The sequence below is a fragment of the Pseudomonas nitroreducens TX1 genome, assembly GCF_000313755.1.
Lineage (GTDB): Bacteria > Pseudomonadota > Gammaproteobacteria > Pseudomonadales > Pseudomonadaceae > Pseudomonas > Pseudomonas nitroreducens_A.
In genome coordinates this window covers 24,226-49,207 of the sequence record NZ_AMZB01000115.1, presented here as the reverse complement: position 1 = coordinate 49,207, position 24,982 = coordinate 24,226, and the positions used below count along the sequence as shown (strand labels likewise).

The 24,982-nt window shown below is 66.2% G+C and carries 26 protein-coding genes; 14 read left to right on the top strand and 12 right to left on the bottom strand.

All coding sequences use genetic code 11. The features are described from left to right. The first annotated feature begins 99 nt into the window (after positions 1-99). From C167_RS0115600 to C167_RS0115575, 6 genes are all read left to right on the top strand, one after another. The gene (locus tag C167_RS0115600; RefSeq protein ID WP_017519213.1) at positions 100-1,722 is read left to right on the top strand and encodes a 5-guanidino-2-oxopentanoate decarboxylase; all 1,623 of its coding nucleotides are present in this window, start codon (positions 100-102) and stop codon (positions 1,720-1,722) included. Between the two features lie 363 nt (positions 1,723-2,085). Further along, positions 2,086-3,189 carry an ABC transporter substrate-binding protein gene (locus tag C167_RS0115595; RefSeq protein WP_017519212.1) on the top strand — a complete coding sequence of 368 codons (1,104 nt, stop codon included), beginning with the start codon at positions 2,086-2,088 and terminating at the stop codon, positions 3,187-3,189. 101 nt (positions 3,190-3,290) lie between these two features. After that, positions 3,291-4,199 (top strand): ABC transporter permease, encoded by a 909-nt coding sequence (locus tag C167_RS0115590; protein ID WP_017519211.1) that lies wholly within the window; start codon positions 3,291-3,293, stop codon positions 4,197-4,199. Continuing rightward, positions 4,196-5,041: an ABC transporter permease gene (locus C167_RS0115585; RefSeq protein ID WP_017519210.1), complete on the top strand. Its 846-nt coding sequence runs from the start codon at positions 4,196-4,198 to the stop codon at positions 5,039-5,041. Before C167_RS0115590 ends, C167_RS0115585 begins: the two co-directional genes overlap by 4 nt. A gap of 14 nt (positions 5,042-5,055) precedes the next feature. Next, positions 5,056-6,111, top strand: a complete 1,056-nt coding sequence (locus C167_RS0115580) for an ABC transporter ATP-binding protein (protein ID WP_026079087.1) — start codon at positions 5,056-5,058, stop codon at positions 6,109-6,111. 158 nt (positions 6,112-6,269) lie between these two features. Further along, positions 6,270-7,178, top strand: a complete 909-nt coding sequence (locus tag C167_RS0115575; RefSeq protein WP_017519208.1) for a LysR family transcriptional regulator — start codon at positions 6,270-6,272, stop codon at positions 7,176-7,178. On the opposite strand, the gene C167_RS0115570 is transcribed toward C167_RS0115575, so the two are convergent. After that, entirely contained in the window at positions 7,164-7,940 is a 777-nt protein-coding gene (locus tag C167_RS0115570; RefSeq protein ID WP_017519207.1) for a substrate-binding domain-containing protein, read from the bottom strand. The two genes, C167_RS0115575 and C167_RS0115570, sit on opposite strands and share 15 nt — an antisense overlap. A 15-nt stretch (positions 7,941-7,955) precedes the next feature. Then, positions 7,956-9,257 (bottom strand): MFS transporter, encoded by a 1,302-nt coding sequence (locus C167_RS0115565; protein WP_017519206.1) that lies wholly within the window; start codon positions 9,255-9,257, stop codon positions 7,956-7,958. Between the two features lie 494 nt (positions 9,258-9,751). On the opposite strand from C167_RS0115565, the gene C167_RS0115560 reads away from it, so the two are divergent. Together C167_RS0115560 and C167_RS0115555 are read left to right on the top strand one after the other, a co-directional pair. Next, complete coding sequence (locus C167_RS0115560; RefSeq protein ID WP_017519205.1) at positions 9,752-11,251, top strand: sensor domain-containing diguanylate cyclase; 1,500 nt, start codon at positions 9,752-9,754, stop codon at positions 11,249-11,251. Between the two features lie 214 nt (positions 11,252-11,465). Beyond that, the gene (locus tag C167_RS0115555) at positions 11,466-11,681 is read left to right on the top strand and encodes a hypothetical protein (protein ID WP_017519204.1); all 216 of its coding nucleotides are present in this window, start codon (positions 11,466-11,468) and stop codon (positions 11,679-11,681) included. 57 nt (positions 11,682-11,738) lie between these two features. On the opposite strand, the gene C167_RS0115550 is transcribed toward C167_RS0115555, so the two are convergent. Together C167_RS0115550 and C167_RS0115545 are read right to left on the bottom strand one after the other, a co-directional pair. After that, the gene (locus tag C167_RS0115550) at positions 11,739-12,305 is read right to left on the bottom strand and encodes a cytochrome b (protein ID WP_017519203.1); all 567 of its coding nucleotides are present in this window, start codon (positions 12,303-12,305) and stop codon (positions 11,739-11,741) included. Then, positions 12,302-13,366, bottom strand: a complete 1,065-nt coding sequence (locus tag C167_RS0115545; RefSeq protein ID WP_017519202.1) for a catalase — start codon at positions 13,364-13,366, stop codon at positions 12,302-12,304. Before C167_RS0115545 ends, C167_RS0115550 begins: the two co-directional genes overlap by 4 nt. A gap of 289 nt (positions 13,367-13,655) precedes the next feature. Here C167_RS0115545 and C167_RS0115540 point away from each other — a divergent pair, with 289 nt between their 5' ends. Genes C167_RS0115540 through C167_RS35305 form a run of 5 tightly spaced genes read left to right on the top strand, consistent with a single transcriptional unit; the run spans position 13,656 to position 16,786 of the window. After that, entirely contained in the window at positions 13,656-14,192 is a 537-nt protein-coding gene (locus tag C167_RS0115540) for a chalcone isomerase family protein (protein WP_017519201.1), read from the top strand. After that, positions 14,189-14,743, top strand: a complete 555-nt coding sequence (locus C167_RS0115535; RefSeq protein ID WP_017519200.1) for a DUF3833 family protein — start codon at positions 14,189-14,191, stop codon at positions 14,741-14,743. Before C167_RS0115540 ends, C167_RS0115535 begins: the two co-directional genes overlap by 4 nt. A 47-nt stretch (positions 14,744-14,790) precedes the next feature. Then, the gene (locus C167_RS0115530) at positions 14,791-15,096 is read left to right on the top strand and encodes a DUF6482 family protein (RefSeq protein ID WP_017519199.1); all 306 of its coding nucleotides are present in this window, start codon (positions 14,791-14,793) and stop codon (positions 15,094-15,096) included. Beyond that, positions 15,093-16,634, top strand: coding sequence for a cryptochrome/photolyase family protein (locus C167_RS0115525; RefSeq protein WP_017519198.1), 1,542 nt, complete (start codon positions 15,093-15,095; stop codon positions 16,632-16,634). The genes C167_RS0115530 and C167_RS0115525 overlap by 4 nt, the downstream gene beginning before the upstream one ends. Further along, complete coding sequence (locus C167_RS35305) at positions 16,631-16,786, top strand: DUF2256 domain-containing protein (protein WP_081596681.1); 156 nt, start codon at positions 16,631-16,633, stop codon at positions 16,784-16,786. Before C167_RS0115525 ends, C167_RS35305 begins: the two co-directional genes overlap by 4 nt. Here C167_RS35305 and C167_RS0115520 read toward each other — a convergent pair. From C167_RS0115520 to C167_RS0115490, 7 genes are all read right to left on the bottom strand, one after another. Beyond that, on the bottom strand, positions 16,751-17,242 hold the full coding sequence (locus tag C167_RS0115520) for a DUF2878 domain-containing protein (protein ID WP_017519197.1): 492 nt from the start codon (positions 17,240-17,242) through the stop codon (positions 16,751-16,753). The two genes, C167_RS35305 and C167_RS0115520, sit on opposite strands and share 36 nt — an antisense overlap. Continuing rightward, a complete protein-coding gene (locus tag C167_RS0115515) occupies positions 17,242-18,510 on the bottom strand; it encodes an SAM-dependent methyltransferase (protein WP_017519196.1) in 1,269 nt (422 codons plus the stop codon). Before C167_RS0115515 ends, C167_RS0115520 begins: the two co-directional genes overlap by 1 nt. Then, the gene (locus C167_RS0115510) at positions 18,482-19,297 is read right to left on the bottom strand and encodes a DUF1365 domain-containing protein (RefSeq protein WP_017519195.1); all 816 of its coding nucleotides are present in this window, start codon (positions 19,295-19,297) and stop codon (positions 18,482-18,484) included. The genes C167_RS0115515 and C167_RS0115510 overlap by 29 nt, the downstream gene beginning before the upstream one ends. After that, positions 19,294-20,541 carry an NAD(P)/FAD-dependent oxidoreductase gene (locus C167_RS0115505; RefSeq protein WP_017519194.1) on the bottom strand — a complete coding sequence of 416 codons (1,248 nt, stop codon included), beginning with the start codon at positions 20,539-20,541 and terminating at the stop codon, positions 19,294-19,296. Before C167_RS0115505 ends, C167_RS0115510 begins: the two co-directional genes overlap by 4 nt. Before the next feature lie 3 nt (positions 20,542-20,544). Continuing rightward, positions 20,545-21,300, bottom strand: coding sequence for an SDR family NAD(P)-dependent oxidoreductase (locus C167_RS0115500; protein ID WP_017519193.1), 756 nt, complete (start codon positions 21,298-21,300; stop codon positions 20,545-20,547). Next, the gene (locus C167_RS0115495) at positions 21,297-21,719 is read right to left on the bottom strand and encodes a nuclear transport factor 2 family protein (RefSeq protein ID WP_017519192.1); all 423 of its coding nucleotides are present in this window, start codon (positions 21,717-21,719) and stop codon (positions 21,297-21,299) included. Before C167_RS0115495 ends, C167_RS0115500 begins: the two co-directional genes overlap by 4 nt. A gap of 110 nt (positions 21,720-21,829) precedes the next feature. After that, the gene (locus C167_RS0115490) at positions 21,830-22,282 is read right to left on the bottom strand and encodes a PAS domain-containing protein (RefSeq protein WP_017519191.1); all 453 of its coding nucleotides are present in this window, start codon (positions 22,280-22,282) and stop codon (positions 21,830-21,832) included. Between the two features lie 121 nt (positions 22,283-22,403). On the opposite strand from C167_RS0115490, the gene C167_RS0115485 reads away from it, so the two are divergent. Beyond that, on the top strand, positions 22,404-23,306 hold the full coding sequence (locus C167_RS0115485; RefSeq protein WP_017519190.1) for a MerR family transcriptional regulator: 903 nt from the start codon (positions 22,404-22,406) through the stop codon (positions 23,304-23,306). Positions 23,307-23,391: 85 nt separating this feature from the next. Here C167_RS0115485 and C167_RS0115480 read toward each other — a convergent pair whose 3' ends face one another. Next, positions 23,392-24,375, bottom strand: coding sequence for an SDR family oxidoreductase (locus C167_RS0115480; protein ID WP_017519189.1), 984 nt, complete (start codon positions 24,373-24,375; stop codon positions 23,392-23,394). Positions 24,376-24,982 lie beyond the last annotated feature (607 nt).

Here is a 24,982-nt window from a genome sequence, read left to right as displayed (position 1 = left end):
TCTCCCCGCGCGCTCCCGCCTCTGCCTGCCGCCCGGTTTTCCAGGTGGAGACACCGCGATGACGCGCCGGACCGACGACCCACAATAAGGATGAAGTCCATGGCCACATGCGGCGAAGTATTGGTGAAATTGCTCGAAGGCTACGGCGTCGAGCAGGTGTTCGGCATCCCCGGCGTGCATACCGTGGAGCTCTATCGCGGGCTCGCCCGCTCGAAGATCCGCCACGTCACGCCGCGCCACGAACAAGGCGCCGGCTTCATGGCCGACGGCTATGCGCGCACCAGCGGCAAGCCCGGCGTGTGCTTCATCATCACCGGCCCGGGCATGACCAACATCGCCACGGCCATGGCCCAGGCCTACGCGGACTCGATTCCCATGCTGGTGATCTCCAGCGTGCAGGCGCGCAGCCAGCTCGGCGGTGGTCGCGGCAAGCTGCACGAGCTGCCCTCGCAGAGCAGCCTGGTCGCCGGTTGCAGCGCCTTCTCCCACACCCTGATGTCGGCCGCTGAACTGCCGGCCGTGCTGGCCCGCGCCTTTGCCCTGTTCCAGGCTGGCCGGCCGCGTCCGGTGCATATCGAGATTCCCCTCGACGTGCTGGTGGAAGACGCCGACGCGCTGCTGTCGAGCCAACCGATCCGGGTATCCCGCGCCGGCGCAGCGCCGGAGGCGGTAACCGAAATGGCTGGCCTGCTCGCAAGCGCGCGACGCCCGCTGATCCTCGCCGGCGGCGGCGCCGTCGATGCCGGACCGGCCCTGCAGCGACTGGCCGAGCGCCTGCAGGCGCCGGTGGCGCTGACGATCAATGCCAAGGGCCTGCTGCCCTCGCAGCATCCCCTGCTGATCGGCTCGACGCAGTCCACCGACGCCACCCGCGAACTGGTCAATGAGGCCGACGTGGTGCTCGCGGTCGGCACCGAGCTCGGCGAAACCGACTACGACGTGACCTTTGCCGACGGGTTCAAGATCCCAGGCGCGCTGCTGCGCATCGATATCGATCCCGACCAGACCGTGCGCAACTACCCGCCGCGAGCCGCGCTGGTGGCCGATGCGGGGCTGGCCCTGGACGCCCTGCTCGGCGCCCTGGAAAGCCGGGCCCTGGCGGTCGATACGGAGCAATGGGGCAGCCGCCGCGCCGGCCGCCTGCGCGAAGCGGTGCTGGCCTCCCTGGACGACAACCTGCGCGCCCAGACCCGTTTCCTGCGCGTTGCGCTGGAGGAGCTGCCCGACGCGGCACTGGTCGGCGATTCGACCCAACCGGTGTACACCGGCAACCTGACCCTGGACCTTGAAAAGCCGCGACGCTGGTTCAATTCCTCGACCGGCTACGGCACCCTCGGATATGCATTGCCGGCCGCCATCGGCGCCTGGCTGGGCGACGCCACGCGACGCCCGGTGCTGTGCCTGATCGGCGACGGCGGGCTGCAGTTCACCTTGCCGGAACTGGCCAGCGCGGTGGAAGCGCACGTACCGCTGATCGTCCTGCTGTGGAACAACCACGGCTACGAGGAAATCAAGCGCTACATGGTCAACCGCGACATCGAGCCGGTCGGCGTCGACATCTACACACCCGACTTCATCGGCGCCGCCAGGGCGCTGGGCTGCAAGGCCCACTGCGCCAGCGACGAAGCGGCACTGCGAGCCGCGTTGCGCGAAGCCAGCGCCTGCTCACTGCCCACCCTGATCGAGATCGACCAGGCCTCATGGATGAGCAGCCAGGACTGACACCTCACTCTCCCTGCCGCACCCGGGCGGCAGGGGTCCTTCCGGGAAACGTTCCCGCCACGCGCCGATTCCACGGCGCGTCTTTTTTTTTCGTTGAGCCACTCTGTTGCAGGCCTTTCAGGGAAGGTCTGCAGCCCTCGCATGGGCGCACGCCAGCCATGCATGCAAGACATGGCTTCGATGACATTTTTTCGATTGTTGGCACTCCGCCGAGGTCGCAGGATGACCCCGCCGAACAGCCTGCGCCCTCCGGATTCCGGGGCCGCCAGGCGTATCCGGCAGGCGGAGGGTCGACAGCCCTGACCTCCCGCAGCACACCCGTGACCTTCCTAAACAAAAGCGATAAGAGCAAAGGAGTCCCAGATGGGCGAGCGTGATTTCAGCAGAAGACAATTCATCAAAACGGTAGGCGCTGCCTCGGTGGCCGCGGCTGCCCTGTCCATGCCCTTCATCCGGGCCAGCGCCAGCGACAACCGCTTCCAGGGCAAGACCCTGCGCCTGCTCACCTGGTCCGACGACACTGGCCTTGCGGCGCTGCGCAATATCGCCGCGACCTTCGAGGCCAAGACTGGCGCCAAGGTGATCGCCGACCGTACCGGCAGCACCTCGGAGATGGTCGCCAAGCTCAAGGCCGGCGGCGACCGCCCGCAGTACGACGTCATCACCCTGGCCGGCGTCGGCGCCGAGGGCCTGGCCAGCGCCGGGCTGCTGGAGAAACCCGACCTCAACCGCCTCCCCAACCTCAAGGACGTACCGGCGAAGTACCAGACCGGCGCCGACGGCCACGGCATCGGCTACCTGCTGTGGTGCAACAGCCTGGTGTACAGCACGCGCACGGTGAAGGACGTGCCCGACAGCTACGCGGCCCTGTGGGATGAGAACTACGCCGGGCGCCTGTTCCTGCCGCCGCCGAACTGGACCGAGGCCATGGACCTGATCATCATCGCCGCCAAGCTGGCCGGCGGTGACGAACACAATATCGAGCCCGGCTTCAAGAAGCTCGAAGAGCTCAAGGACCGGGTGATGACCCTGGGCGAGAACCCCAACCAGATCGCCGAGCTGTTCCGCACCGGCTCGCTGGATATCGGCGGCCTCTACGCGCCGGCGTTCTTTCCCAAGCAGATCCGCGACCCCAACTACGGCCTGGGCGCCACCTTCGGCATGAAGGAAGGCTTCTACACCGACCTGATGCTGTCGGTGCTGCCCAAGAACCGTCCGGGCGACACCGACCTGGCCCACGCCTTCATCGACCACTCCCTCGACCCCCACGTGCAGGGCAAGATGGCCGAGGACATCTTCAACGGCCCGGTCAACGCCAAGGCGATCATCTCCGCCGAAGCGCGCAAAAGCCCGTACATCCTCACCCCGGAGCAGATCGCAGAGAAGGCGATCATGCACGACAACGCCTTCCTCTCCACCGTCCACGACCAGTGGATCCGCCGCTACACGGAAATCTTCTCTTCCTGATGCAGCCATGGTCGCCACGGCGACCATGAACATTCGTGCGCAAGTGGCCGGAACCACCTGCGCGCGATGCGGACATCCTCCGTTCTGACGAGAGACGCGATATGCAATCGAGCAATCCGACCCGCCCGGTCGGCGTGGCGCCCCTGCGCCCGGCCCGGGCGATTTCACCGACGGCGCGTGCCTGGCTTTTCCTCACGCCGTCCCTGTGTTTCCTCATCGTGCTCATCGCCGCCAGCCTGCTGGTGGTACGCATGAGCGTCGGCGAGAAAGGCGCCGAGTGGAGCGGCTTCAGCCTGGCCAGCTATGCCCAGCTGCTGCAGCCCTACTACCTCAAATCGCTGTTGCTGACGCTGCGCCTGGCCTTCTTCAGTGCGTTGATCGCCGTGCTGCTGGCCATCCCGGTCGGCTACAGCATGTCGCGCCTGCAATCGCCCCTGCTGCGGCGGATCTTCCTCGCCGCCGTGCTGCTGCCGCTGCTGGTCAACCTGCTGCTGCAGAGCTACGGCTGGCTGGTGATCCTCGGCCCGGCAGGCATGCTCAACAAAGCCTTGCTGGCCCTGGGCCTGATCAAGCGCCCGGTGATGCTGCTGTACAACCAGAACGGCGTACTGATGGGGCTGGTGCAGACCGCATTCCCGCTCGCCGTGCTGCCGATTGCCAGCGCCATGCGCGGCATCTCGCGCAGCTACGAGGAAGCGGCAGCGACCCTCGGCGCGAGTCGCTTCCAGGTGTTCCGCCAGGTGGTGCTGCCCATGAGCCTGCCCGGCATTCTCACCGGCGCCACCCTGGTGTTCGCCTACAACGCCAGCAGCTTCGTGGTCCCGCTGCTGCTGGGCGGCCGCCGCGTGCCGATGCTCGCGGTGATGGTGCATGACCAGATCGCCCCGCTGATGAACTGGCCGGCCGCCTCCGCCGCCGGCGTGGTGCTGATCGTCACCACCCTGGCCATCATGACCCTGTCGGAAGTCGTCACCGGCCGTCGCCGACGCATCCTGGAGGCCTCGCAATGAGCAACCTGTCCCCTCGCCAACCCACCCTGCCGGGCGACACCGGCCGCTTCGCCCTGGTGCTCTCCGGCATCATCCTGCTGCTCGCCGTGCTGCCGATCCTGACCATGATCGTGATGTCCTTCAGCGGCGCGGCGAACCTCGACTTCCCGCCCAGCAGCTACAGCCTGCAGTGGTATCAGGCGGCCTGGCACACCTTCGTCTCGCCCGATGCCAGCGACGTGCTCAGCCTGGGCAAGGCGCTGACTACCAGCCTGCTGGTGTCCTGTCTGACCATGGTCCTCGCCACCCTGGTCGCGGTCCCCGCCGCCTACGCGCTGACCCGTTGCGAGTTCCGCGGCAAGGCCGTCGCCCTGCAACTGATGTCGCTGCCGCTGGTGTTCCCCATGGTCGTGCTCGGCCTGGCCCTGCTGCTGGTGTTCGACAGCCTGCCGCTGCACCTGGATACCTCGCGCCTGGTCATCGCCCACGTGATCCTCGCCCTGCCCTTCGTGGTGAAAAACTGCACGGCGGCCATGGTCGCCATCGGCAGCGAGGTCGAGGAAGCCGCGCAGATGCTCGGCGCCGCGCCGCTGCGCGCCATCGTCGACGTGGTCGTGCCGCTGATGCGCTCGGGCATCCTCGCCGGGATGCTGCTGGCCTTCATCGTCTCGTTCAACGAATTCACCGTGACCTACTTCCTCTACAACATCGACGTGATGACCGTGCCGATCTGGATGTACAGCCGCACCGTGTCCTCGCTCGACCCCACCGTGTTCTCGTTCGCCGTGCTGATCGTGCTGATCGACTTCGTCCTCATCTGGGCGCTGGAGAAGCTGGTTGGCGAAAGTGGCGTGTCGTTCTGATTCGAGGTGAAGAAATGAATGGATTGAAACTGCAAAACGTCGAGAAGCACTACGGCACCGCCTGCGCCGTGAAGGACGTGAACCTGCACCTGCCGCAGGGCAAGCTGGTCTGCTTCCTTGGCCCCTCCGGCTGCGGCAAGACCACGCTGCTTCGCATGATCGCCGGCCTGGAAAGCCTCAGCGGCGGCGAGATACTCCTGGACGGCGAGGACATCAGCCGCATCCCGGCGCACCAGCGCAACTTCGGCATGGTGTTCCAGTCGCTGGCGCTGTTCCCGCACATGACCGTCGGCGAGAACATCGCCTATCCGCTGAAGCTGCGCGGTGTCGCCAAGGCCGAGCAGCAGGCGCGCGTCGTCGAGCTGCTGCAGCTGATCCAGCTGCAGCAGATGATCGACCGGCCGGTGGCCAAGCTGTCCGGCGGCCAGCGCCAGCGCGTGGCGATCGCCCGCGCCATCGCCTCGCACCCCAAGCTGCTGCTGCTCGACGAGCCGCTGTCGGCACTCGACGCCAAGCTGCGCGAGTCGATGCAGGTGGAGATTCGCCAGCTGCAGCAGCGCCTGAACATCACCACCATCATGGTCACCCACGACCAGCGCGAAGCCATGACCATGGCCGACGTCGTGGTGGTGCTGGGTGAACATCGCATCCAGCAGGTCGGCACGCCGATCGAGATCTACCGCAATCCGGCCAACGCCTTCGTCGCCGACTTCATCGGCTCGGGCAATATCTTCACCGCGACCGCGCTGGGCAACGGAGTGGTCGGGCTGCCTGGCGGCGGGGCACTGAACGCGGCGCATTGCCCCAGCATCCAGCCTGGGTCCAGCGTGCGCATGCTGGTGCGCCCGGAGGACCTGCAACTGTCGACGGAGCCGGTAGCCTCGGCCAATCGCCTGGATGGAACCGTGACCTTCATCCGCGACATAGGCGCGACCATCGAGACCACTGTCGAGTGTTCCGGCGTCTCGCTGACCGCCCTCAGCATGCCCTGCCATGACATGGGCCTGCGCGTGGGCCAGGCCGTGTCGGTGACCATTCCCGAACAGGCCTGCCGCGTACTCGGCGCCTGATCTGGCCGCGCCGGCCGCTGGGAGGCCGCCGGCGCGCCGTTACAGCGGTTTCGCAATGCGGGTATCGCCGTATGGGAAGGTGGGTTGGGTGACGGCTTTCCCTGGTTTGTCCCGGCATGCTATTGATGCCGTACATTTATCAATAGCGCGGCATTTCGATGAGCATCAATTTCGACCTGGACGACCTTCAAGCCTTCCGTGCCGTCGTCGAGAAAGGCAGCTTCCGCAAGGCGGCCGAGGCTGTGAAGATTACCCAGCCCGCGCTCAGCCGGCGCATCGAGAAACTCGAATCGGCGTTGAACGTGCGGCTGTTCGAGCGCACGACCCGCAAGGTGAGCCTCACCCCGGTCGGTCGCGCCTTCCTGCCGGAAGTCGAGCGGGTGCTCGATCACCTGGACAGTGCCTTGATGAGCATCGCCGAGGTCGCTTCGAGCAGGACCGAGCGCGTCACCATCGCCTGCGTGCCCTCGGCGGCCTATTACTTCATGCCCCAGGTGGTGAGCGAATTCCATCGCCTCTACCCACGCATCAAGATCATGGTGCTGGACTCCAGCGCCAATGACGTCAACGCGGCGGTGGCCAGCGGCGAAGCCGACTTCGGCGTCAGTTTCAGCGCTCACCTGGACCCGGGGCTGACCTTCGAGCTGCTGCTCGAAGAGCGCTATGTGATGGCCTGCCGGCGCGACCACCCCTTGGCCAACCGGCCTTCGGTGACCTGGAGCCAGATGTACGAGCACGACTACATCTCGCTGGACAAGACGTCGGGTAATCGCCTGATCCTGAGCCAGGCCCTGAAGCGCCTGCACCCAACCCGGCAAAGCATCTGCGAAACGCGGCATGTGACCACGGCCATCGGCCTGGTCGAGGCCGGACTGGGCGTTGCGGCGGTGCCGTCGATCGCCATGCCGCGGACGCATCACCCGCTGCTCACCGCCGTGCCGTTGGAGGAGCCGCAGGTGGTGCGCAACGTCGGCCTGATCAAGTGCCGCGGACGCGCGCTGACGCCCGCGGCACTGGAGTTGGAGCGGCTGGTCAGGGACATGCCGGTGCAGTCAGCGGGGGATTGAGTCCAGCCCGCTCGACTGGATCACCGGCTGCGCAGCCGGCGAGGACAGGTAGGCCAGCAGCGCCCTGGCCTGCTCCGGATGCCTGGCGTTGCGCACAATGCCGGCGGAGTAACGGGTGATGGACTGCAGGCTTTCCGGAATCCTGCCGACGAACGTCACCCCGGAGACGGGCAGCAGTTCGGCCACCTGCTGGAAGCCGATCTCGTATTGCCCCGAGGCCACCACCGAAGCCACCGGTATCCGCTCGATCATACGGGCCTTCGAGGCTACCGACTGCTGCACACCCAGTTTGCGGAACAGCTCGTTCTGGATGTACATCCCGCTGGCGCTGTCGGAGTAGGCAAGCGACCTGGCATCGAGCAGGGTCTTTCTGAACGCGTCTTCGGAGCCGATGTCCGGCTTGGCAGCCCCCTGCCTCACCACCATGCCGATGCGCGAATCCGCCAGTTCGACCCTGGAAGCCGGGTCGACCCTGCCCTGGCGGATCAGCTCATCCAGCGCATAGCCCACCATGATCACCACATCGGCGTTCTCGCCCCGCGCGAGCCGCTTGGGTATGGCCTCGCGGGCCTGCCCCATGGACGGGCCAAGCACCGTATGGATCGTGTCGCCGCTACGCTCGGCGAAGGTCGCGCTCAACTGTTTGAAGGCCGCGGTGAATCCGCCGGAGGTCATGACATCCAGTTCCTCGGCCGATGCGGCGCTATTGAGCGCGCAGAGGCCGATGGCGAGCGCGGCAAGGTGTTTCGCCAATCTCTTCATCAGGGATTCTCTCAGTCAGGCTGGCTGCGCAACGCGCGCGGAACTGTCGCGATACAGCAGCAGGGTCGCGCAGAGCGCACAAAGCGCGGCGAAGGTCATCCAGTATCCCGGTGCGCCCTTGTCGCCGCTCAGGTGGATGAGCCAGGTACAGATCGCCGGCGTGAAGCCGCCGAACACCGCCGTCGCCAGGCTGTAGGCCAACGAGAAACCCGCGACCCGAACCTCGACCGGCATGATCTCGGTGAGTGCCGGGATCATCGCTCCGTTGTAGAGGCCATAGAGGAAGGACAGCCAGAGCAGGACCTGCAGCATGTGTCCGAAGCTGGGTGAAGCGGCCAGGAAGGACAGTGCCGGATAAGCCGTGAAGACAGCCAGGAGCGTCATGGCGATGAGCATGGGCTTGCGCCCGTAACGATCGCTCAGATGACCGCCGATGGGCAGCCAGACGAAGTTCGAGACGCCGACGAGCAGGGTGACGAGCAAGGCATCCGTGGCGCTGAGGTTGAGGACGGTCTTGCCGAAGGTCGGTGCGTACACGGTGATCAGGTAGAACGCGGTGGTGGTCATGGCCACCATCAGCATGCCAGCCACGACGACGTTCCAGTTCCGCCCCAGCGTGGCGAACACCTGTTTCATCGTCGGACGCTGGGCGCGCCGGGTGAACTCCTCGGTTTCCTCGAGACTGCGGCGGAGCACGAAGATGAAGGGGACGATCACGCAACCCACCGCAAAGGGAATCCGCCACCCCCAGTCGGCCACCACGGCCGGCGCCATGAACTGGTTCAGCGCGTAGCCCAGTGCCGCGGCCACCACGATGGCCGCCTGCTGGCTCGCCGACTGCCAGCTGGTGTAGAAGCCCTTGCGCCCCGGCGTCGCCATTTCCGCCAGGTAGACCGAGACGCCGCCAAGCTCGGCGCCAGCGGAAAAGCCCTGCAGCAGCCGCCCGACCAGCACCAGCAACGGCGCCCAGAGCCCGATGCTGGCGTAACCCGGCACCAGGACGATCAACAGCGTGCCGCTGGCCATGATCGACAGCGTGACGATCAGGCCTTTCTTGCGCCCCGCATCGTCGATGTACGCACCGAGGATCACCGCGCCGAGCGGACGCATCAGGAACCCCGCGCCGAACACCGCAAAAGTCATCATGAGCGAGGCGAACTCGCTGGAAGACGGGAAGAAAACGGCAGCTATCTGGGTGGCGTAGAAGCCGAAGAGAAAGAAATCGAACTGCTCGAGGAAGTTACCCGAGGTCACTCGAAACACGGCGCCCGCCTTTGAGCGTGCGGACGGCGAGCCCGGTTGTGGGAAGGCATGCATAGGTCATTTCTCCAGCGATCTTATTTGGGCTTGTTGGCGCTTGCGACGGCCCGATTCTGCTGGACACACTTTGAAACGATAAGTGCTATGTTTGCATGCATTGATGCACGCCGCTGATCAATCGATGCAGAAGACACTGTGATCGGGCCCCGTGGCTCCCGCCACGAATGCAGGACAGCCGCCACAGGCCGCGCCGTGCTTCCCTCCAATGAGCCGATCCCCTCGCCCCGTGCACGCTTCGCTAGCCTGTAACGCCGCTGTCCAGTGCGATGCTTCCGCCGCTTTTGCGAGATAATTGCCGCTCCGCTCGCTCCTCTGCGCAGGCCCAGGGGTTCGCTTGATGGCGCTCAAGGCCAGGACGTTGGTTGAATGGCATGAAGCGCATGGCTCCCTGGAAACTGGCCGAGACAGGCACATCACCGGAACGCTGCTGATAAGGAAATATCTTGCGATTGTCTGCCCCAGGGAAAAGCGGGACCGCCCCGGTCACCGTCGTGAAGCGTGACATCCAGCTCGTGTTTCTGTTGCTGCTGATCATCGGCAGCTCGCTGGCCTCGCTGACGCTCTGGAAAGTGATGGCCTCCCGCAAGCAGGTGCTGGAGGACATCAATGTCCATAGCCTCAACCTGACCCAGGCGCTGTCGACCTATTCCGAAGGCATAGTCCGGCAAAGCTCGCTGATCCTGCTGGGCCTGGTCGAGCGACTGGAAACCGAGGGCAGCGGGCCGGTGCAGATCCAAAGACTGCGACAACTCGTCGGCCGCCAGCAGTCGCTGATGCCTCAGTTGAGCGGCGTGACGGTCTACGACCGCGACGGCCGCTGGCTGATGGCGTCGAACCGACCGACTCCCGCCGGCGCGAACAGCAGTGACCGGGCCTTTTTCATCCACCACCGCAACGATCCCTCCCGCGAGCCGTTCATTGGCCTGCCGATTCGCAGCCGCTCGACCCAGGAATGGGTGATCACCGTCAGCCGCCGCTTCAATGATCCGAACGGCGAGTTCGCCGGTGTCGTCGCGGTGACCCTGGGCATCGAGAACTTCCTGCGCCTCTTCGGCCAGCTCGACATCGGCCGCGAAGGCGCCATCGGCCTGTCCTACACCGACGGCTCGCTGCTGGTGCGCTACCCCTTCCGCGAGCAGGACATGGGGCGCAATTTCTCGAAGTCGCCGATCTACGCCAAGTACCTGGTGGATCGCTCGGTCGGCACCGCCTCGTTCACCTCCAGCCTGGATGGCGTGGAGCGTCTCTATGCCTTCCGCAAGAGCGACAAGCTGCCGCTGGTGACGACGGTCGCGCTGGGCCGGAACGAGGCGATGGGCGCCTGGCGTTTCGAAGCGCTGCTGTCGCTGCTGGTGGTGTCCGGCCTGCTGATGCTCACCAGTTTCGTCGGCTGGATGCTGATCCGCGACATCCGCCGTCGCGTGGCCGTGGAAAGCGAGTTGCGCATCGCCCAGCAGCAGTTGCTCGACAGCAACCAGAAGCTCGCGCACCTGGCCTTGAACGATCCGCTGACGGGGCTGGCCAACCGTCGCTGCTTCAACGAAACACTGGAGGTTGAGGTGCGCAGGGCGCAGCGCGAAAAAACCCCGCTCGCGCTGCTGATGGTCGATATCGATCACTTCAAGCTGTTCAACGACACCTACGGCCACCCCGCGGGCGATGCCTGCCTGCAGGAGGTCGGCAAGCTTCTCGCAGACTGCGTACGCCGCCCAACCGACCTGGTAGCGCGGTATGGCGGTGAGGAGATGGCCGTAGTGCTGCCGCTCACCGATCAAGCCGGGGCGGCAGTGGTTGCGCAGAGGATGCTCGACCACCTGGAGGAGAAAGCCATTCCCCACCGCTCCAGCCCGTTCGCAAGGGTGACCCTGAGCATCGGCATCGCCAGTGCCTCGGGTGCGGCACTGGACGGTTGGCAGTCCTTGCTCGACAGCGCCGATGCCGCACTCTATGCCGCCAAGAGAATGGGCCGCAACCGGCTCCAGGCCGGTTGAAGCCCGGCGAAGGGACGCGCCCGATGGGGCAGAGCCCGGAACCCAGGCTCGCCCAGGGAAAGCGCCTGGCAGGGCTTGATTCCAGAATCGTTTTTGCTAAATTTTTTCTGCCGTGTGGCTTGGAGAGCAGCAGTCGCAAGGCCCGAGGCCGTATCGATCGATACGGCCTTTCTTGCTTTTGAGTGCTCTGACGTCCCCGTTGCCGGAGGTCATGATGAATACCCATTCCCTCCCTTCGCTGGTCTGCCGCATCAACCAGAACATCAATGCCACCAGCGCCGCCATTCGAGAGCTCGCCGCCTGGGCGGAGGCAAGCGGATCACCGGAAACCGCGCAAGCCGTCCGGCGTCACCTGATGGTGCTGGATGCGAACGCCCAGCCGATCAGCGAAGCCTTGGCAGAATGGATTGCGCGGCAAGCCGGAAACTGACGCCCGGCGCGGCGCAGACAACGTCCTGTGCTGGGTGAGCGCCGCCCGCGTTGCCGCTCAGCGCCCGGGATTCCCAGGCTCTTCCTCGCCTTGGCGAAAGCGCCACATGCTCGACCAGACACCGTCACGGCGAAGCAGGCCATGGACCAGCGCCGCCGCAGCATGCACCAGGATCAGGGCGAAGAGACCATAGGCCATCCAGCCGTGTGCGCAGCGCAGGACGCCGTAGAGGTCCGGATCGGCGTCGACCAGCGCCGGGATGCGCCACGACGCAAGTCGCAACGGATAGTCCGCGGCGCCCTGCATGGCCCACCCGAGCAGGATCTGTCCCAACAGCAGGCCATACAGCGCGAAATGCACAGCTCCCGCCATGCGCCGTTGCCAGGGCGTTACCGAGGCCGGCAGCGCCGGGCGCGCCGTCAGAGCACGGACCAGCAGGCGGGCCAACAGAAGAACCAGCAACGCCAGCCCCAGCTGCTTATGCCAGGCAACCAGTTGCGGCTGGCTGCCGTCGACGCTGGCGACCATGGCGACACCGATGAAGAGCATGGCGATCACCAGGACAGCCATCAGGCCATGCAGCAGGCGAAGCAACGGATGGAAGGACTCGACAGGCGCGCTCACGGTTGTGCTCCCAGGTGCTGGCTGGACGGCTGCCCTTCGAGGGTCCGCCGACGATAGGACTGCGCATAGGCCGATGAGCGGGCGCGCAGGATGGCATCCCCGCTGGGTTCGACGCCGTCAGGCAGGACCAGCGGATCGAAGTTGAAGCCGTAGCAATCGCCGCCCAACTGCGCGCGTGCCTGCTCCACCACCAGGATGCCGGCGTCCACCTGCCTGCGCTCGGCGGGCCAGGCATGGGTCGGGTCGTCCACCGGATCGCCGGCACCCGCCAGGGTGAAGCGCCAGGTCCAGCGCAGCGGCGCCGCTTGCAGGCGCTGCAGCAGGTCCTGCTGCAGCGCATCGTCGGCCACGCCGGCGGCGGCCAGGGGCGTGGCGGCCAATTGCGGCACCATCGACCAGCGAACCGCCTGGCGCTGTCCTTTGCCATCGACCAGAACGAAGGCATTGATACTGTTGTAGGCGGTACTGGCGAAGCTGTCGCTGGGCCGGTAGGACGCCGCCCAGGCACGGAACCCGGCGCTTTCGGGATGCGCATCGAAGAATGCCTTGACGCGCTGCGGATCGCTTTTGCCGGTCGCCGGGTCTGGCCGCATCGCCCCCATCTGCTCGTAGAAATCCTCCGGCGTGCGCACCGCCAGCACGGGGGGGTTGTTCATCGCCATGCGCCATTGCTGCCCGTCGGGCTGACGCAGCAGCAGCGCCATGCTGCGCACCGGCACGCTGGTATCCCCGGCGTGCGGATTGCCCGCACCGACCGACAAACGCCCCAGCACCGGCACCCGGCCCACTCCCAGCAGTGCCGCACGGGAGAGAGGAGCCAGCGTGCCGTTCACCTCCAGGTAACCGCTGAAGCAGATGCCGCGTGGATGGGCGCGGCGATACCCCGGATGGACCCCGGCATTGGTCTCCATGCGGTCGATCAACTGTGCGCTGGTGAGCGGATGAGCGCCCAGCCAGCCCGCGCTCCAGGCAAACAGGCCGATGGCGCCGCACAAGACGCCGCCGATGGCGGCGCTGCGCAGCAGGCGTTGGTTTCGAGTCAAGGAAGGGGCGTCAGGCATGGTTTCGTCATCGGCAGGCGAAAGACATCACTCCGTCATCGGCGGAATGCTCTGGGTGGAGGCATTATCTATACAAACACACCAATATGCACACAATTAACGCAGCACTTGTACGCACCCTCGATTCTCCTACCCGCCTCTCTTCAAGCGCCATCGGTGGCTATCCCCCAGAAACACCCGCTTTCCGCAAAGCGAATCCACTGAGAAACCGTCATTGCCATTCATCCAATATCTGTACAACTATAATTTTTTGTATAACCATTAGTGCAGGAACCTGGAGCTGGCTTTCATGCGCGCGACCACCACCCTGCTCTCCCTGAGTATCGCCCTGCTCTACGGCCTGTGGACGCCGACGGCCTGCGCGGACTGGCGCAGCGAAGTCCCCAGGGCCATGCAGATTGGCCAGGGCCAGTTCAGCTGGTTCGGCTTCGTGGTGTACGAGGCGCATCTGTGGAGTGCTGAAGCCTCGCCGGGCTGGTCCCATGCTTTTGCGCTTGAGCTGGTTTACCGTCGCGAACTATCGCGGGACACCCTGGTGCAGGCCAGCCTCGAGGAAATGCGCCGCCTGGGGGCTGCCGACGAAACGCAGTTGGCGAGCTGGGCCGTCGAGATGCGCCAGGCCTTCGTCGACGTGCAGGCCGGGCAACGGATCACCGGCGTCTTCCTGCCCGATGAGGGCTGCCGCTTCTACGTCGACGGCAAGCTGCGCCATACGGTGGCCGATATCCGCTTCGCCCGGGCGTTCTTTTCCATCTGGCTGGACCCGCGCACGCGCAATCCCGAGCTGCGCCGCGACCTGCTGGGCTTGAACGGAGACCCACCATGAAGCTGACCCTGCGCCTGTTTCAAGTCGCCCTTTGTCTGCTGCTGGGCAGTTGCGGCAACGTCGGCGTCGAGCACTACGCCAACGAGCGCCCCACCCTCGACCTGCCGGCGTTCTTCGCCGGGCCGGTAACAGCCTGGGGCATCTTCCAGAAACCGTCCGGCGAGGTGGTCAAGCGCTTCGTGGTGGACATCAGCAGCCGCCGTGAAGGCGAACGGCTGATCCTCGACGAGCGCTTTCGCTACAGCGACGGCACTCGCCAGCAGCGCGTCTGGACCCTGACGCCGGACGGCGTCGGCCGCTGGCGGGGGCGCGCCGCCGATGTTGTCGGCGAAGCCGTGGGCGAGATCGCCGGCAATGCGCTGCGCTGGCGCTACGAGCTGAACCTGGTCGTCGATGACAGCACCTGGAAGGTGAGCTTCGACGACTGGATGTACCTGATGGACGAGGACACCCTGATCAACCGCTCGAGCATGCGCAAGTTCGGCGTCGAGCTGGGCCAGGTGACCCTGTTCTTCCGCCGCGGGGCCGGCGCCGATCCCGGCAGGGGCTGAGGCAGCCGCCCGCTACTTTCTCCGGCCGCGCCGGACAGGAGTCAACGATGACCATGCAGGAACTGGCGCAGGCCATAGCGGCCGGGCGCGTCCAAGGTTTCGAGGCCATCTCGCTGGAAGGCGGTTTCTATGTCCTGCAAGCGCGCCTGGCCGAGGGCTTGCGCCCCATTCGCGACGAAGACGGCCAGGTGCTGCACCTGCGCTCCACCACCCAGGTACGCGAGGCGCTGCGCGATTGGGCGTCGCTCCCCTGCGAACTGGTGCAGCATTGCGCCCATGACGAGATCTGTTCTGCGCATCCAACTGCGGTCCAGCCGCTGCGCGTAGCGCTATCGCTGGAGCCCCGCGAATGACGCGCAAGCCCCGTCGGCTGGGCCTGCTGCTGGGGGACCAGCTGAGCTTCGACCTGTCGCTGTTCGACGCGCTGGACCCGGCGCAGGACGCGATCCTGATGGCCGAGGTGGATCAGGAAGCCCGCTACGTGCCGCATCACCCGCAGAAGATCGTGCTGATCTTCAGCGCTATGCGCCACTTCGCCCAGGCGCTGCGGGAACGGGGCTGGCAGGTAATCTACGTAACGCTGGACGATCCCGACAACAGCGGCAGCATCCGCGGCGAAGTCGAACGCTGGCATGCCGCCCTGGGCGAGCCGCAGGTGCATTTCACCGAATGCGGCGAGTGGCGCCTGGAGCAGGCCCTGCGAAACGGCTGGGTACCGTTGATCTGGCACGAGGACCGCCGCTTCCTCTGCAGCCGCGACGCGTTCGCGCGCTGGGCAGGCGCGCGCCGGCAGTTGCGCATGGAGCACTTCTATCGCGATATGCGCCGGCGTACCGGGTTGCTCATGGAACCCGATGGCCAACCCGTCGGCGGCGCCTGGAACCTCGATGGGGATAATCGCAAGCCCCTGCCCCGCGGATTGCGCGGCCCCTTTGCGGCGCGCTTCGCGAAAGACCGGATCACCGGCGACGTCATGCAACTGGTCGGTGCGCGTTTCAGCGGTCATTACGGGCACCTGGAGGGCTTCGACTACCCGGTGACCCACGCCCAGGCACAGGAACTCTGGCAGCACTTCCTGGAGTTCTCCCTGCCCGCGTTCGGCGATTACCAGGACGCCATGGCCGAGGGCGAGCCCTTTCTCTTCCACGCCCGCATCAGCGCTGCGCTGAACATCGGCCTGCTCGACGTGCGCCAACTCGCCAGCGATGTGGAGCAGGCCTATCGCCAGGGGCGCGCCCCGCTGAATGCCGCCGAAGGCTTCATTCGCCAGTTGATCGGCTGGCGGGAATACGTGCGCGGCATCTACTGGCTGCGCATGCCCGACTATGCGCAGCTCAACGTGCTGGGTAACCGCCGGCCGCTGCCGGAGTTCTACTGGACAGGCAAGACCGACATGCGCTGCATGGCCCAGGCCATCGGCCAGACGCTGGAACTGGGTTATGCGCACCACATCCAGCGGCTGATGGTCACGGGCAACTTCGCTCTGCTGGCGGGCATCGCCCCTGCGGCCATTTGCGACTGGTACCTGGCCGTCTACCTGGATGCCTTCGACTGGGTCGAACTGCCCAATACGCTGGGGATGGTGATGCATGCCGACGGCGGCTACCTGGGCTCCAAGCCCTATTGCGCGAGCGGACGCTATATCCAGCGGATGTCCGACCACTGCGGCTCCTGCCGCTACCGGGTGGACAAGGCGACCGGGGACGATGCCTGCCCCTTCAACGCGCTGTACTGGCATTTCCTCATGCGGCACCGCGAGCGGCTTGGCGCCAATCCAAGGCTGGCCCTGGCCTATCGCAATCTGCAGGGCATGGACGAGGCGCGCAGTCTCGCCCTCTGGCAGCGCGGCGAAGCATTGCTGGCGCGCCTGGATGCCGGGCAAGCGTTATGAAAAAAGCCCAGTTGCCGGAAAAAATCTGCGTGGCCTGCGGCCGCCCCTTCGCCTGGCGGCGGCGCTGGGCGCGCTGCTGGGAAGAGGTGCGCTACTGCTCGGAGCGCTGTCGGCGCTCACCGGCCAAGCGCCAGACGCAGCATCAGCGGTAGCCATGCCGCCCATATCACGGCCAAAAGCAGTGCCGAGACGCCCATGCCCAACGGCAGCCCGACTCCCGCCAGCGGCGCACCGGCGCAATAAGCCAGCGGGCCGGCTACGGCCCCCACGAATACTCCGCGCCAGGCCGGACGCTCGGCCCAGGCAAGACTGTGCCGGAGCCCGCTGGCAAAGACCAGCCACAGCAAGGCGAGCCAGCCGGGTAAAAGCGCTCCGTGAAATTCGAACAGGCCGAGCCAGCCCAGAGCAGCATCCAGCAGGCAACCGGCCAGGCCGACCCGGAGAATGGCGAGGCCCTCCTCCTTCCTTTGCCGACACACCCACAGGTGCACCATCAACCCGACAGCCACCGCGCCGAGCAGGACCGGGCGATGCGCCGCGAGCACACAGCCCCACCAGCCCAGTTGCAGCCAGATCGCGTTGACCAGCAGCGGCAGGCGCCGGTCCATCAGGCTTCCAGCGGCTCCACCAGGCTCGCCCTACGCGCCGCCGGCCCGGCCCACAGCAGGTGCGCCACGCCGATGGCGCGCTCCTCGAAGCCACCCTGGCAATAGCACAGGTAGAACTCCCACAGGCGCTGGAAGCTTTCGTCGTAGCCCAACTCCAGCAACTCGGCGCGCGAATGGCGCAGGTTGTCTCGCCAATGCCGCAGGGTGCGGGCGTAGTCCCCGGCGAAATCCTCAAGATGCACCAGGTTGAGCGCGGTGTGCGCCGTGGCAGTCTGCACAAGCGTGGTGATCGAGGGCAGCGCGCCGCCAGGGAAGATATAGCGCTGGATGAAGTCCACCGAGCGCCGCGCCTGCTCGTAGCGCTGGTCACGGATAGTGATGGCCTGCAGCAGCATCAATCCGTCTTCCTTGAGCAGGGCGGCGCAGCGGCGGAAGTAGTCTGGCAGGTAGCGATGGCCGACCGCCTCGATCATTTCGACGGATACCAGCTTGTCGTAGCGACCGCGCAACTCCCGGTAATCCTCCAACAGCAGGGTCACGCGGTCCTGCAGGCCGAACTCGCGGATGCGGTACTGGGTGCAGGCGTACTGCTCCTTCGACAGAGTGGTGGTGGTCACGCGGCAACCGTAATGGGTGGCGGCATAGAGCGCGAGGCTGCCCCAGCCGGTGCCGATCTCCAGCAAGTGGTCCTGCGGCTGCAGGTCCAGCTTGCGGCAGATGCTCTCCAGCTTGTTCAGCTGCGCCTGCTCCAGGCTCTGCGCGGGGTGTTCGAACAGGGCCGAGGAATACATCATCGTCGGGTCGAGCAGGCGTTCGAACAGGTCGTTGCCCAGATCGTAATGGGCGCGGATGTTGCGCTGGGAGCCGCTGCGGCTGTTGCGATTGAGCCAGTGCAACAAGCGAAGCGCCGGCTTGGCGAGCAGTGCCAGGCCGCCCTCCATGGCATCGAGCACTTCCAGATTGGCAACGAACAGGCGGGTCACGGCCGCCAGCTCCGGGCTGCTCCAGTAGCCCTGTATATACGCCTCCCCCGCGCCTATCGAGCCATTGCAGGCGACCATGCCCCAGACCGCGTCGTCGTGGATGTCGATCACCGCACGCAGGGGGCTGAGCGGATCGCCGAAATCCAGCAGGCTTTCGCCGCGGCGCACCTGCAGCCAGCCATGGCGCAGCTGACGCAAGCGCGCAGTGACCGCGTGGCGGAACAGGTTGCCGGTCAGCGGCGCGGCGGCGCCGGCCTTATCGGCGCTCAGGGTGGGTTCGGACATGATCGGGCTCCTCGACGGCGCAATGGCCGACCCCCAGGTGATGCTCGCTGGCCTGGTGGTCGTGCAGGGGGACGCGCTTGAACAGCAGGCGCAGCGCCTGCCAGTAGATGGCCGCAACGGTGCGCAGGCTCATCCAGGGAAACGCCAGCAGGTGCCGGCGCAGCGATCCGGCGTCCAGGCTCTCGCGGCGCAGATCGAGGTTGGCCAGGAACACCGGTTCGCCATCACGCCAGTTCTCCATGTGCACGTGCACACGGGTGGGCTCGATGAGAAAGCGCATGCGGTATTCCATCTCCCTGGGCAGAAACGGCGAGACATGGAAGGCCTTGGCCACCGCGAACTCCTGTGGCGCGCCGGGAGTGACCGGCAGTACGTAGTGGAAGCGCTCGCGCCAGGGCGTATTGCGCACTTCGCACAGAATCGCCGCCAGCCGGCCGTCACGGTCGTGGCAGAAGTAGAAGCTGACCGGGTTGAACCACAGGCCCCAGCTGCGCAACTGGGTGAGCAGCAGAATCGGGCCGCTGGGCGCCTCGCCCAAGGCTTCGCGCAGCAGGCAGCGCACCGCTTCGTCCAGCGGCATCCCCTGCCCCGTCCAGGCGGAGAGGTAGTCGCTCTGCCGCCAGCTCAACGGGGCGAGGCGCCCAGGCCGCAGCAGTGGCGAGAGCCGCATCAGGGAGCGCTGTTCGGCCAGATCCAGCAGGACCATGCCCACCGGATAGCGGAAGGCGTGCACGCGGGGCAGCAGGCGCCGGTGCATCACCCAGCCGCGACACAGGCTGCTCTTCACAGGCGCTCCCCGAAGTGACCGGCGACTTCCAGTGCACTGACCACGCCGTCTTCGTGGAAGCCGTTGCCCCAATAAGCGCCGCAGAAGTAGCTGTGCTGCTGTCCTTGCAACAGACCTCGCCGGGCCTGCGCGGCGATCCCGGCCAGGCTGAATTGCGGATGGGCATATTCGAAGCGCGCCAGCACCTTGGCCGGATCGATCTGCTCGGTCTGGTTGAGGCTGACGCAGAAGGTCACCGGCGCCTCGATCCCCTGGAGCAGGTTCATGTCATAGGTGAGCGCGGCAGGTGCCTGCTCCGGGCCGCCGAGGCGGTAGTTCCAGCTCGCCCAGGCCACCCGACGCCGCGGCAACAGGCGGGTGTCGGTATGCAGGATGACCTCGTTGCTGGCATAGCGCAGCGCGCCAAGCACCGCCTGCTCCTCCGCGGAGGGCGCCTGCAGCAGGGCCAGCGCCTGGTCGCTGTGGCAGGCGAATACCACCTTGTCGAAGCGCTCGCTTCCGGCGGCGCTGATCACCTCGACGCCCTGCACATCGCGTCGGACGCACTGCACCGGGCAGTTCAGCCGGATCCGCTCGCGATAGCCCGCCGTCAAGGGCGCCACGTAACTGCGCGAGCCGCCCTCCACTACCCGCCATTGCGGCCTTCTGTTCACCGACAGCAGGCCATGGTTGGCGAAGAACCGGATGAAGAACCGCAACGGGAAATCCAGCATGCGCGCCCGCGACATCGACCAGATGGCAGAGCCCATGGGCACGATGTAATGCTCGATGAAGCGATCGCCGTAGCCACCGGCCCGCAGATAGTCGCCCAGCGTCAGCGACAACGGAATGCGCTGCTCGGCGTGGTCATCGAGCGCTTCGCGGTTGAAGCGCAGGATGTCCTGCAGCATGCCCCAGAAACCGGGCGAAAGCAGGTTGCGCCGCTGGGCGAACAGGGTATTGAGGTCGTGGCCGTTGTACTCCAGGCCACTGGCCGGATCATGCACCGAGAAGCTCATCAGGGTCGGCCGGGAAGCGACGCCCAGCCGCTCCAGCAACTGGATGAAGCGGGGGTAGGTCCAGTCGTTGAAAACGATGAAACCGGTATCCACGGCGTAATGCTGGCCTTGCCAGTCGACGTCGACCGTGTGGGTGTGGCCGCCGATCCAGTCTGTCGCTTCGAAGACGGTCAGCTCGTGCCGGCGTGCCAGCAGGTGTGCACAGGTAAGGCCGGAAATACCGCTGCCGATGATCGCGATGCGCATGGCTCAGGCCTCCGCCGGACGGCGCGCGAGGCGGCGTCCGAGGCTGAGGCGCCAACGCGCGGGCAACAGCCCCAGCAACCGCAGCAGCAGGACGAAGCGGCGCGGGAAGGCCAGCTCCAGCGGGCGAGCCTCCAGGCTCTGGACGATATGCTCGGCGGCGCGCTCCACCGGCCACAGCATCGGCATGGGAAAATCATTGCGCCGGGTCAGCGGAGTGTCGACGAAACCCGGGCTTACCAGGGTCGTGTCGATGGCCTCGGCCGCCAGATCGATGCGCAGGGATTCCAGCAGATAGCGCAGCGCCGCCTTGGATGCGCCATAGGCGCCGGCACGGGGCAGTGCCAGCCAGGTCACCGCGCTGCCAATGACCACCAGGTGCGGGCGCAGTCCCTGGCGAAGCAGCGGCACGCAGGCCTGGATGCACAGCGCAGCGCCGAACAGGTTGGTCTTCATCACTCGCTGCACCAGGGCCGCATCGAACTGGCCGGGCTCCAGGTACTCGCAGGTTCCGGCGCAGAGCACCACACGATCCAGCGCGCCCCAGGCCTGCCGGATGCATCGCGCGATCTGGTCGACCTGACCGGCGTCAGAGACATCGCCGGGGACCAGCAGCACGCGTTCACCGTAACGCTCCGCCAGAGACTGCAACGCTGCCGTCTGGCGGGCCGTCACCGCCAGGCTATGGCCGGCGGCGAGCAGTCGCTCGGCCAGCGCCGCGCCAATGCCGCTGCTGGCGCCGGTCAGCCAGATGCGGCTCATGCCAGCCTCCGCTTGAGCCAGCCGATGACGCCGCCCATGACCGGCAGGTGCTCATAAAGCAGCGCGCCGGCATCGAAATAGTCCCGATGAAACTCAACGCGTTCGCCCCAGCGCAAATGACTGCAGCCTTCCAGGGCGATCAGCCTGCCGCCGCCCAGGCGTGGGTGGCGGTAATGCAGGGTCCAGCGCAGGTAGCCGTGGCCGGGGGCGACCTCGTCGAATCCGTGGAAGTCGTAGCGCAGCTCCTGCACGTTGGCGTAAAGCGACGCGAAGTAACGGCGCAATTCGCCGAGCCCTTCCACCCGATGCAACGGGTCCTGAAAGCTCACGCCCCGGCTGTACAACTCGTCCAGGCGGTGGAGGCTGGCGGCGTCGAGGGCGGCGAAACGCTCGGCAAAGGACTGCAGAAACGAAGGCATGATGGGCTCCGGCAAATCCTGTACATTTTTTATTTTCTGTACAGGTATAAGCGAAGCCTACGGCATTAATTGTACAAATCAAGTCATCTTGTACAATTTTTAACGGCGGATCATTCAGCCGGATTCAGCGCGGCGAGCTGCTCCTTGAGCGCTTGCACTTCGTCCTGCAATTCACGGACGCGCTCCTGCGCCTCGACTTCCCGGCTGACGTCTCGCTGGATGCCGATGAAATAGGTGAGCTGGTCCGCTTCGTTACGCACCGGCGTGATCGACAGCTCGTTCCAGAACGGCGTGCCGTCCTTGCGGAAGTTGCGCAGCACCTGGCGGCAGGGTTGCCCTGTACGGATCGCTTCGCGCACCGCCGCAAGCCCGGCCTGCGCCCGCTCGGCGCCCTGGAGGAAGCGGCAATCCTGGTAGAGAATGTCGTCCACGGCGTACCCGGTCAGGCGCTCGAAGGCAGCGTTGGCGTAGATCAGGATACTGTCCTCTCCCTCCTGCTCGGCCACCACGATGCCGTCGTTGGAGGCTTCGACCATCAATTGCAGGAGCTTGGCGTTGATCATGGTTTTCCATCCGGTTTGCTGCGATCCGCCTAGGGTAGTCGGGCAGCCGGGTGCTGCCTAGCTCGGCCACGAGCCCTGCTGCTGGTTTACAATCCACGCTTCTTCGCCGCCAGGCTGCGCCATGAACGATCTCTCGGATATCGACCCCAGCGACCTCCTGCCCATGCGCGAGGTCGTGCGTCTCACCGGCGTCAATCCGGTGACCCTGCGTGCGTGGGAACGCCGCTACGGCCTGGTCAGCCCGCTGCGTACCGACGGCGGGCACCGCCTGTACACGCCCAGGGACCTGCAGACCATCCAGGACATCCTGCTGTGGTCCAGCCGAGGCATGGCGGTGGGGAAGATCGGCGAGCTGCTCGCCCAGCGCCAGCGCCAGGAACCGGCCAAGCCCGACGATGAGCGCGAGCATTGGCGCGAAGCCTTTGCCCGCGCCGCGGCGGCCTTCGACCAGGCCGAGCTCGACAGGCTCTATGGCCAGGCCTACAGCATCTTTCCGAACGCCACGCTGCTGGAGGACATCCTGCTGCCGCTGTGGCGCTCCCTGCTGACACTCAATGCCTACGGCGCTCGCAGCCAATGGGTGTTTCTCGACGCCTTCCTGCGCGCCCGGGTGCTCCTGCGCCTGCAGATGAGCCGCGCGGAATGCGTCAGTGTGCTGCTCGCGGATGCCACCGGCAGCACTCAGGAATTCGAACTGCTCGCTGCCGGCCTGCTGCTGGGCGGCGAGGATGTGCGCGTCCAGGCCATCGGACCGGGAGCTCCGCTGGAAGAATTGGCGCTGATCTGCGACGCCACACGGCCGGCAGCGCTGGTGCTGCTCAACCCCGTGGCGTTGTCCGGCGACCTGATCAAGCGCCTGGAGCGCTTGCAGATGGCGATCGAATGCCCACTGGCACTGGTCGGCGAGGCGGCCGAGCACATCGCCTCCGGCGTACCCGGCGTTCCTCTGGTTGCGCTGGGCAGCAGCCCGGCAAGCAGCGCGCAGCCCCTGCGCCTCTTGTTACGGGGTGCGCTACAGCTCTGATTGGAAAAGCCGTTCTACGGACAATCTGTACACCCCTATAAGTTCGTACAGAATTACAGGCCTCCCCGCCTGAACCCATTGCTCGCTAGCGTCGATCTTCGTCCCGGCCCAGCGCCCAGACGATACCGACCGCCGCCGCGACTGCGACCCCCAGCAACAAGGGACTCGGGGAGTGGCCCTGCTGCCGTTTCCATCCGCCGTGTACCTGGCGCGGTCCGCCCGGAGGGGCGAACAGGTTGCCCGTGGAGTTGGCGCTTCGCGGCATGCGCTCGATGGCGCGTGCCGTGCCCCAGCCCATGAGCCGCGAAAAGCCCGGCGTGAACACCCTCGCCAGGCGCAGCAGGTGCGCCGCTGCGCCCACCGTTCTGCTGGGTTGCGGATTGAGCGCCAGGTCGACCATGGCAGCCGCTACCTGCTCAGGATCGTAGCGCGGCGGCGGCGGCGCCAGTTCATGCCCGGTGAAGTTGGCGCCATCGCGAAATCCGGGGGTATCGATGACCGCCGGATAGACATCGCAGACATGGATGCGCGGCCACTGCACCAGTTCCCCGCGCAGCGCCTCGGTGAAGCCGACGAGGCCGAATTTCGCCGCCGAGTAGGCGGCTGCATAGGGCTGAGCGACCCAGCTACCCACCGACAGCGTATTGATCAACACGCCCCTGCCGCGCTGCTTGAAATGCGGCATCACGGCGCGGGCTCCGCGCACGTAGCCCAGCAGGTCGGTCTGGATCACCTGCTCATGCACTTCCAGCGGCGTCTCCTCGAATGTCCCGACGCTGCCAACGCCGGCATTGTTGATCCACACGTCGATCCCGCCGGTCAGTTGCACAGCCTGCTCCGCCAGCTGCATGACCGACTCGCCCTGGGTGACGTCCGTCGGCACCACCCAGGCCTGCCCGCCGGCCTCACGGCATTGGCTGGCGACCTCCTGGCAGGCAGCCTCGTCCCGCGCGGCCAGCACCACCCGCGCGCCATGGCGGGCGAATGCGTGAGCGGCCGCCCGGCCAATGCCGCTGGAGGCGCCGGTGATCACCACGGTTCGGTCTTTGAAGGGAAAGAATTCCGGCATGGCCCGTCTCCTCGTTGCATCGCCCCGCTTGCTGGAGGCACAAATGGCGGTTCGTCGCCCGAGCCAGCCAACAGGCCACCCGGCGACCTCTGCACGGTGGAGAGAGCTGGGCGCACGAGGTTCAGAAATTCTCCCCGCCGGCCCGCCCGGTTCGCCGCGCCCGCAGGCGAAACGGCGCCCCAGCCAGGGTCAGGCCGCCTGTCGGGGCGGCGGGCGCAGGTCTTGCTCTCCTGGCTCAGCGCGCTAATTTTCTCGCAGCTTCGGAACTACTCCTCGCCGTCTCGACGCCCCCTGTCGGCGGCGGCATCCAGCGCACAACGGATCGCCATGAACATTCGAATCGAATGTGTGGCTGGAGATCCGCCCACGTGGAAGGTCTTCCTGGGGACGTTTTTCTGGTCATGCGCAACACAGGAAGAAGCCCAGGCCTGGGCAGCCGCCGCCCAGCACTACCTGCAAGTGCAGGGCGCGGGGAAATATCGGCTCCCTGCGCCATTTCCGGCGGCGGCAGAACGCTCGCCGGCACGACGCGGCAGGTCGCCATGGCTCGACCACAGCCGCTAGGCGGATCACGGCCGGACGGCAACCGCAGCGGTCCCACGGCAGA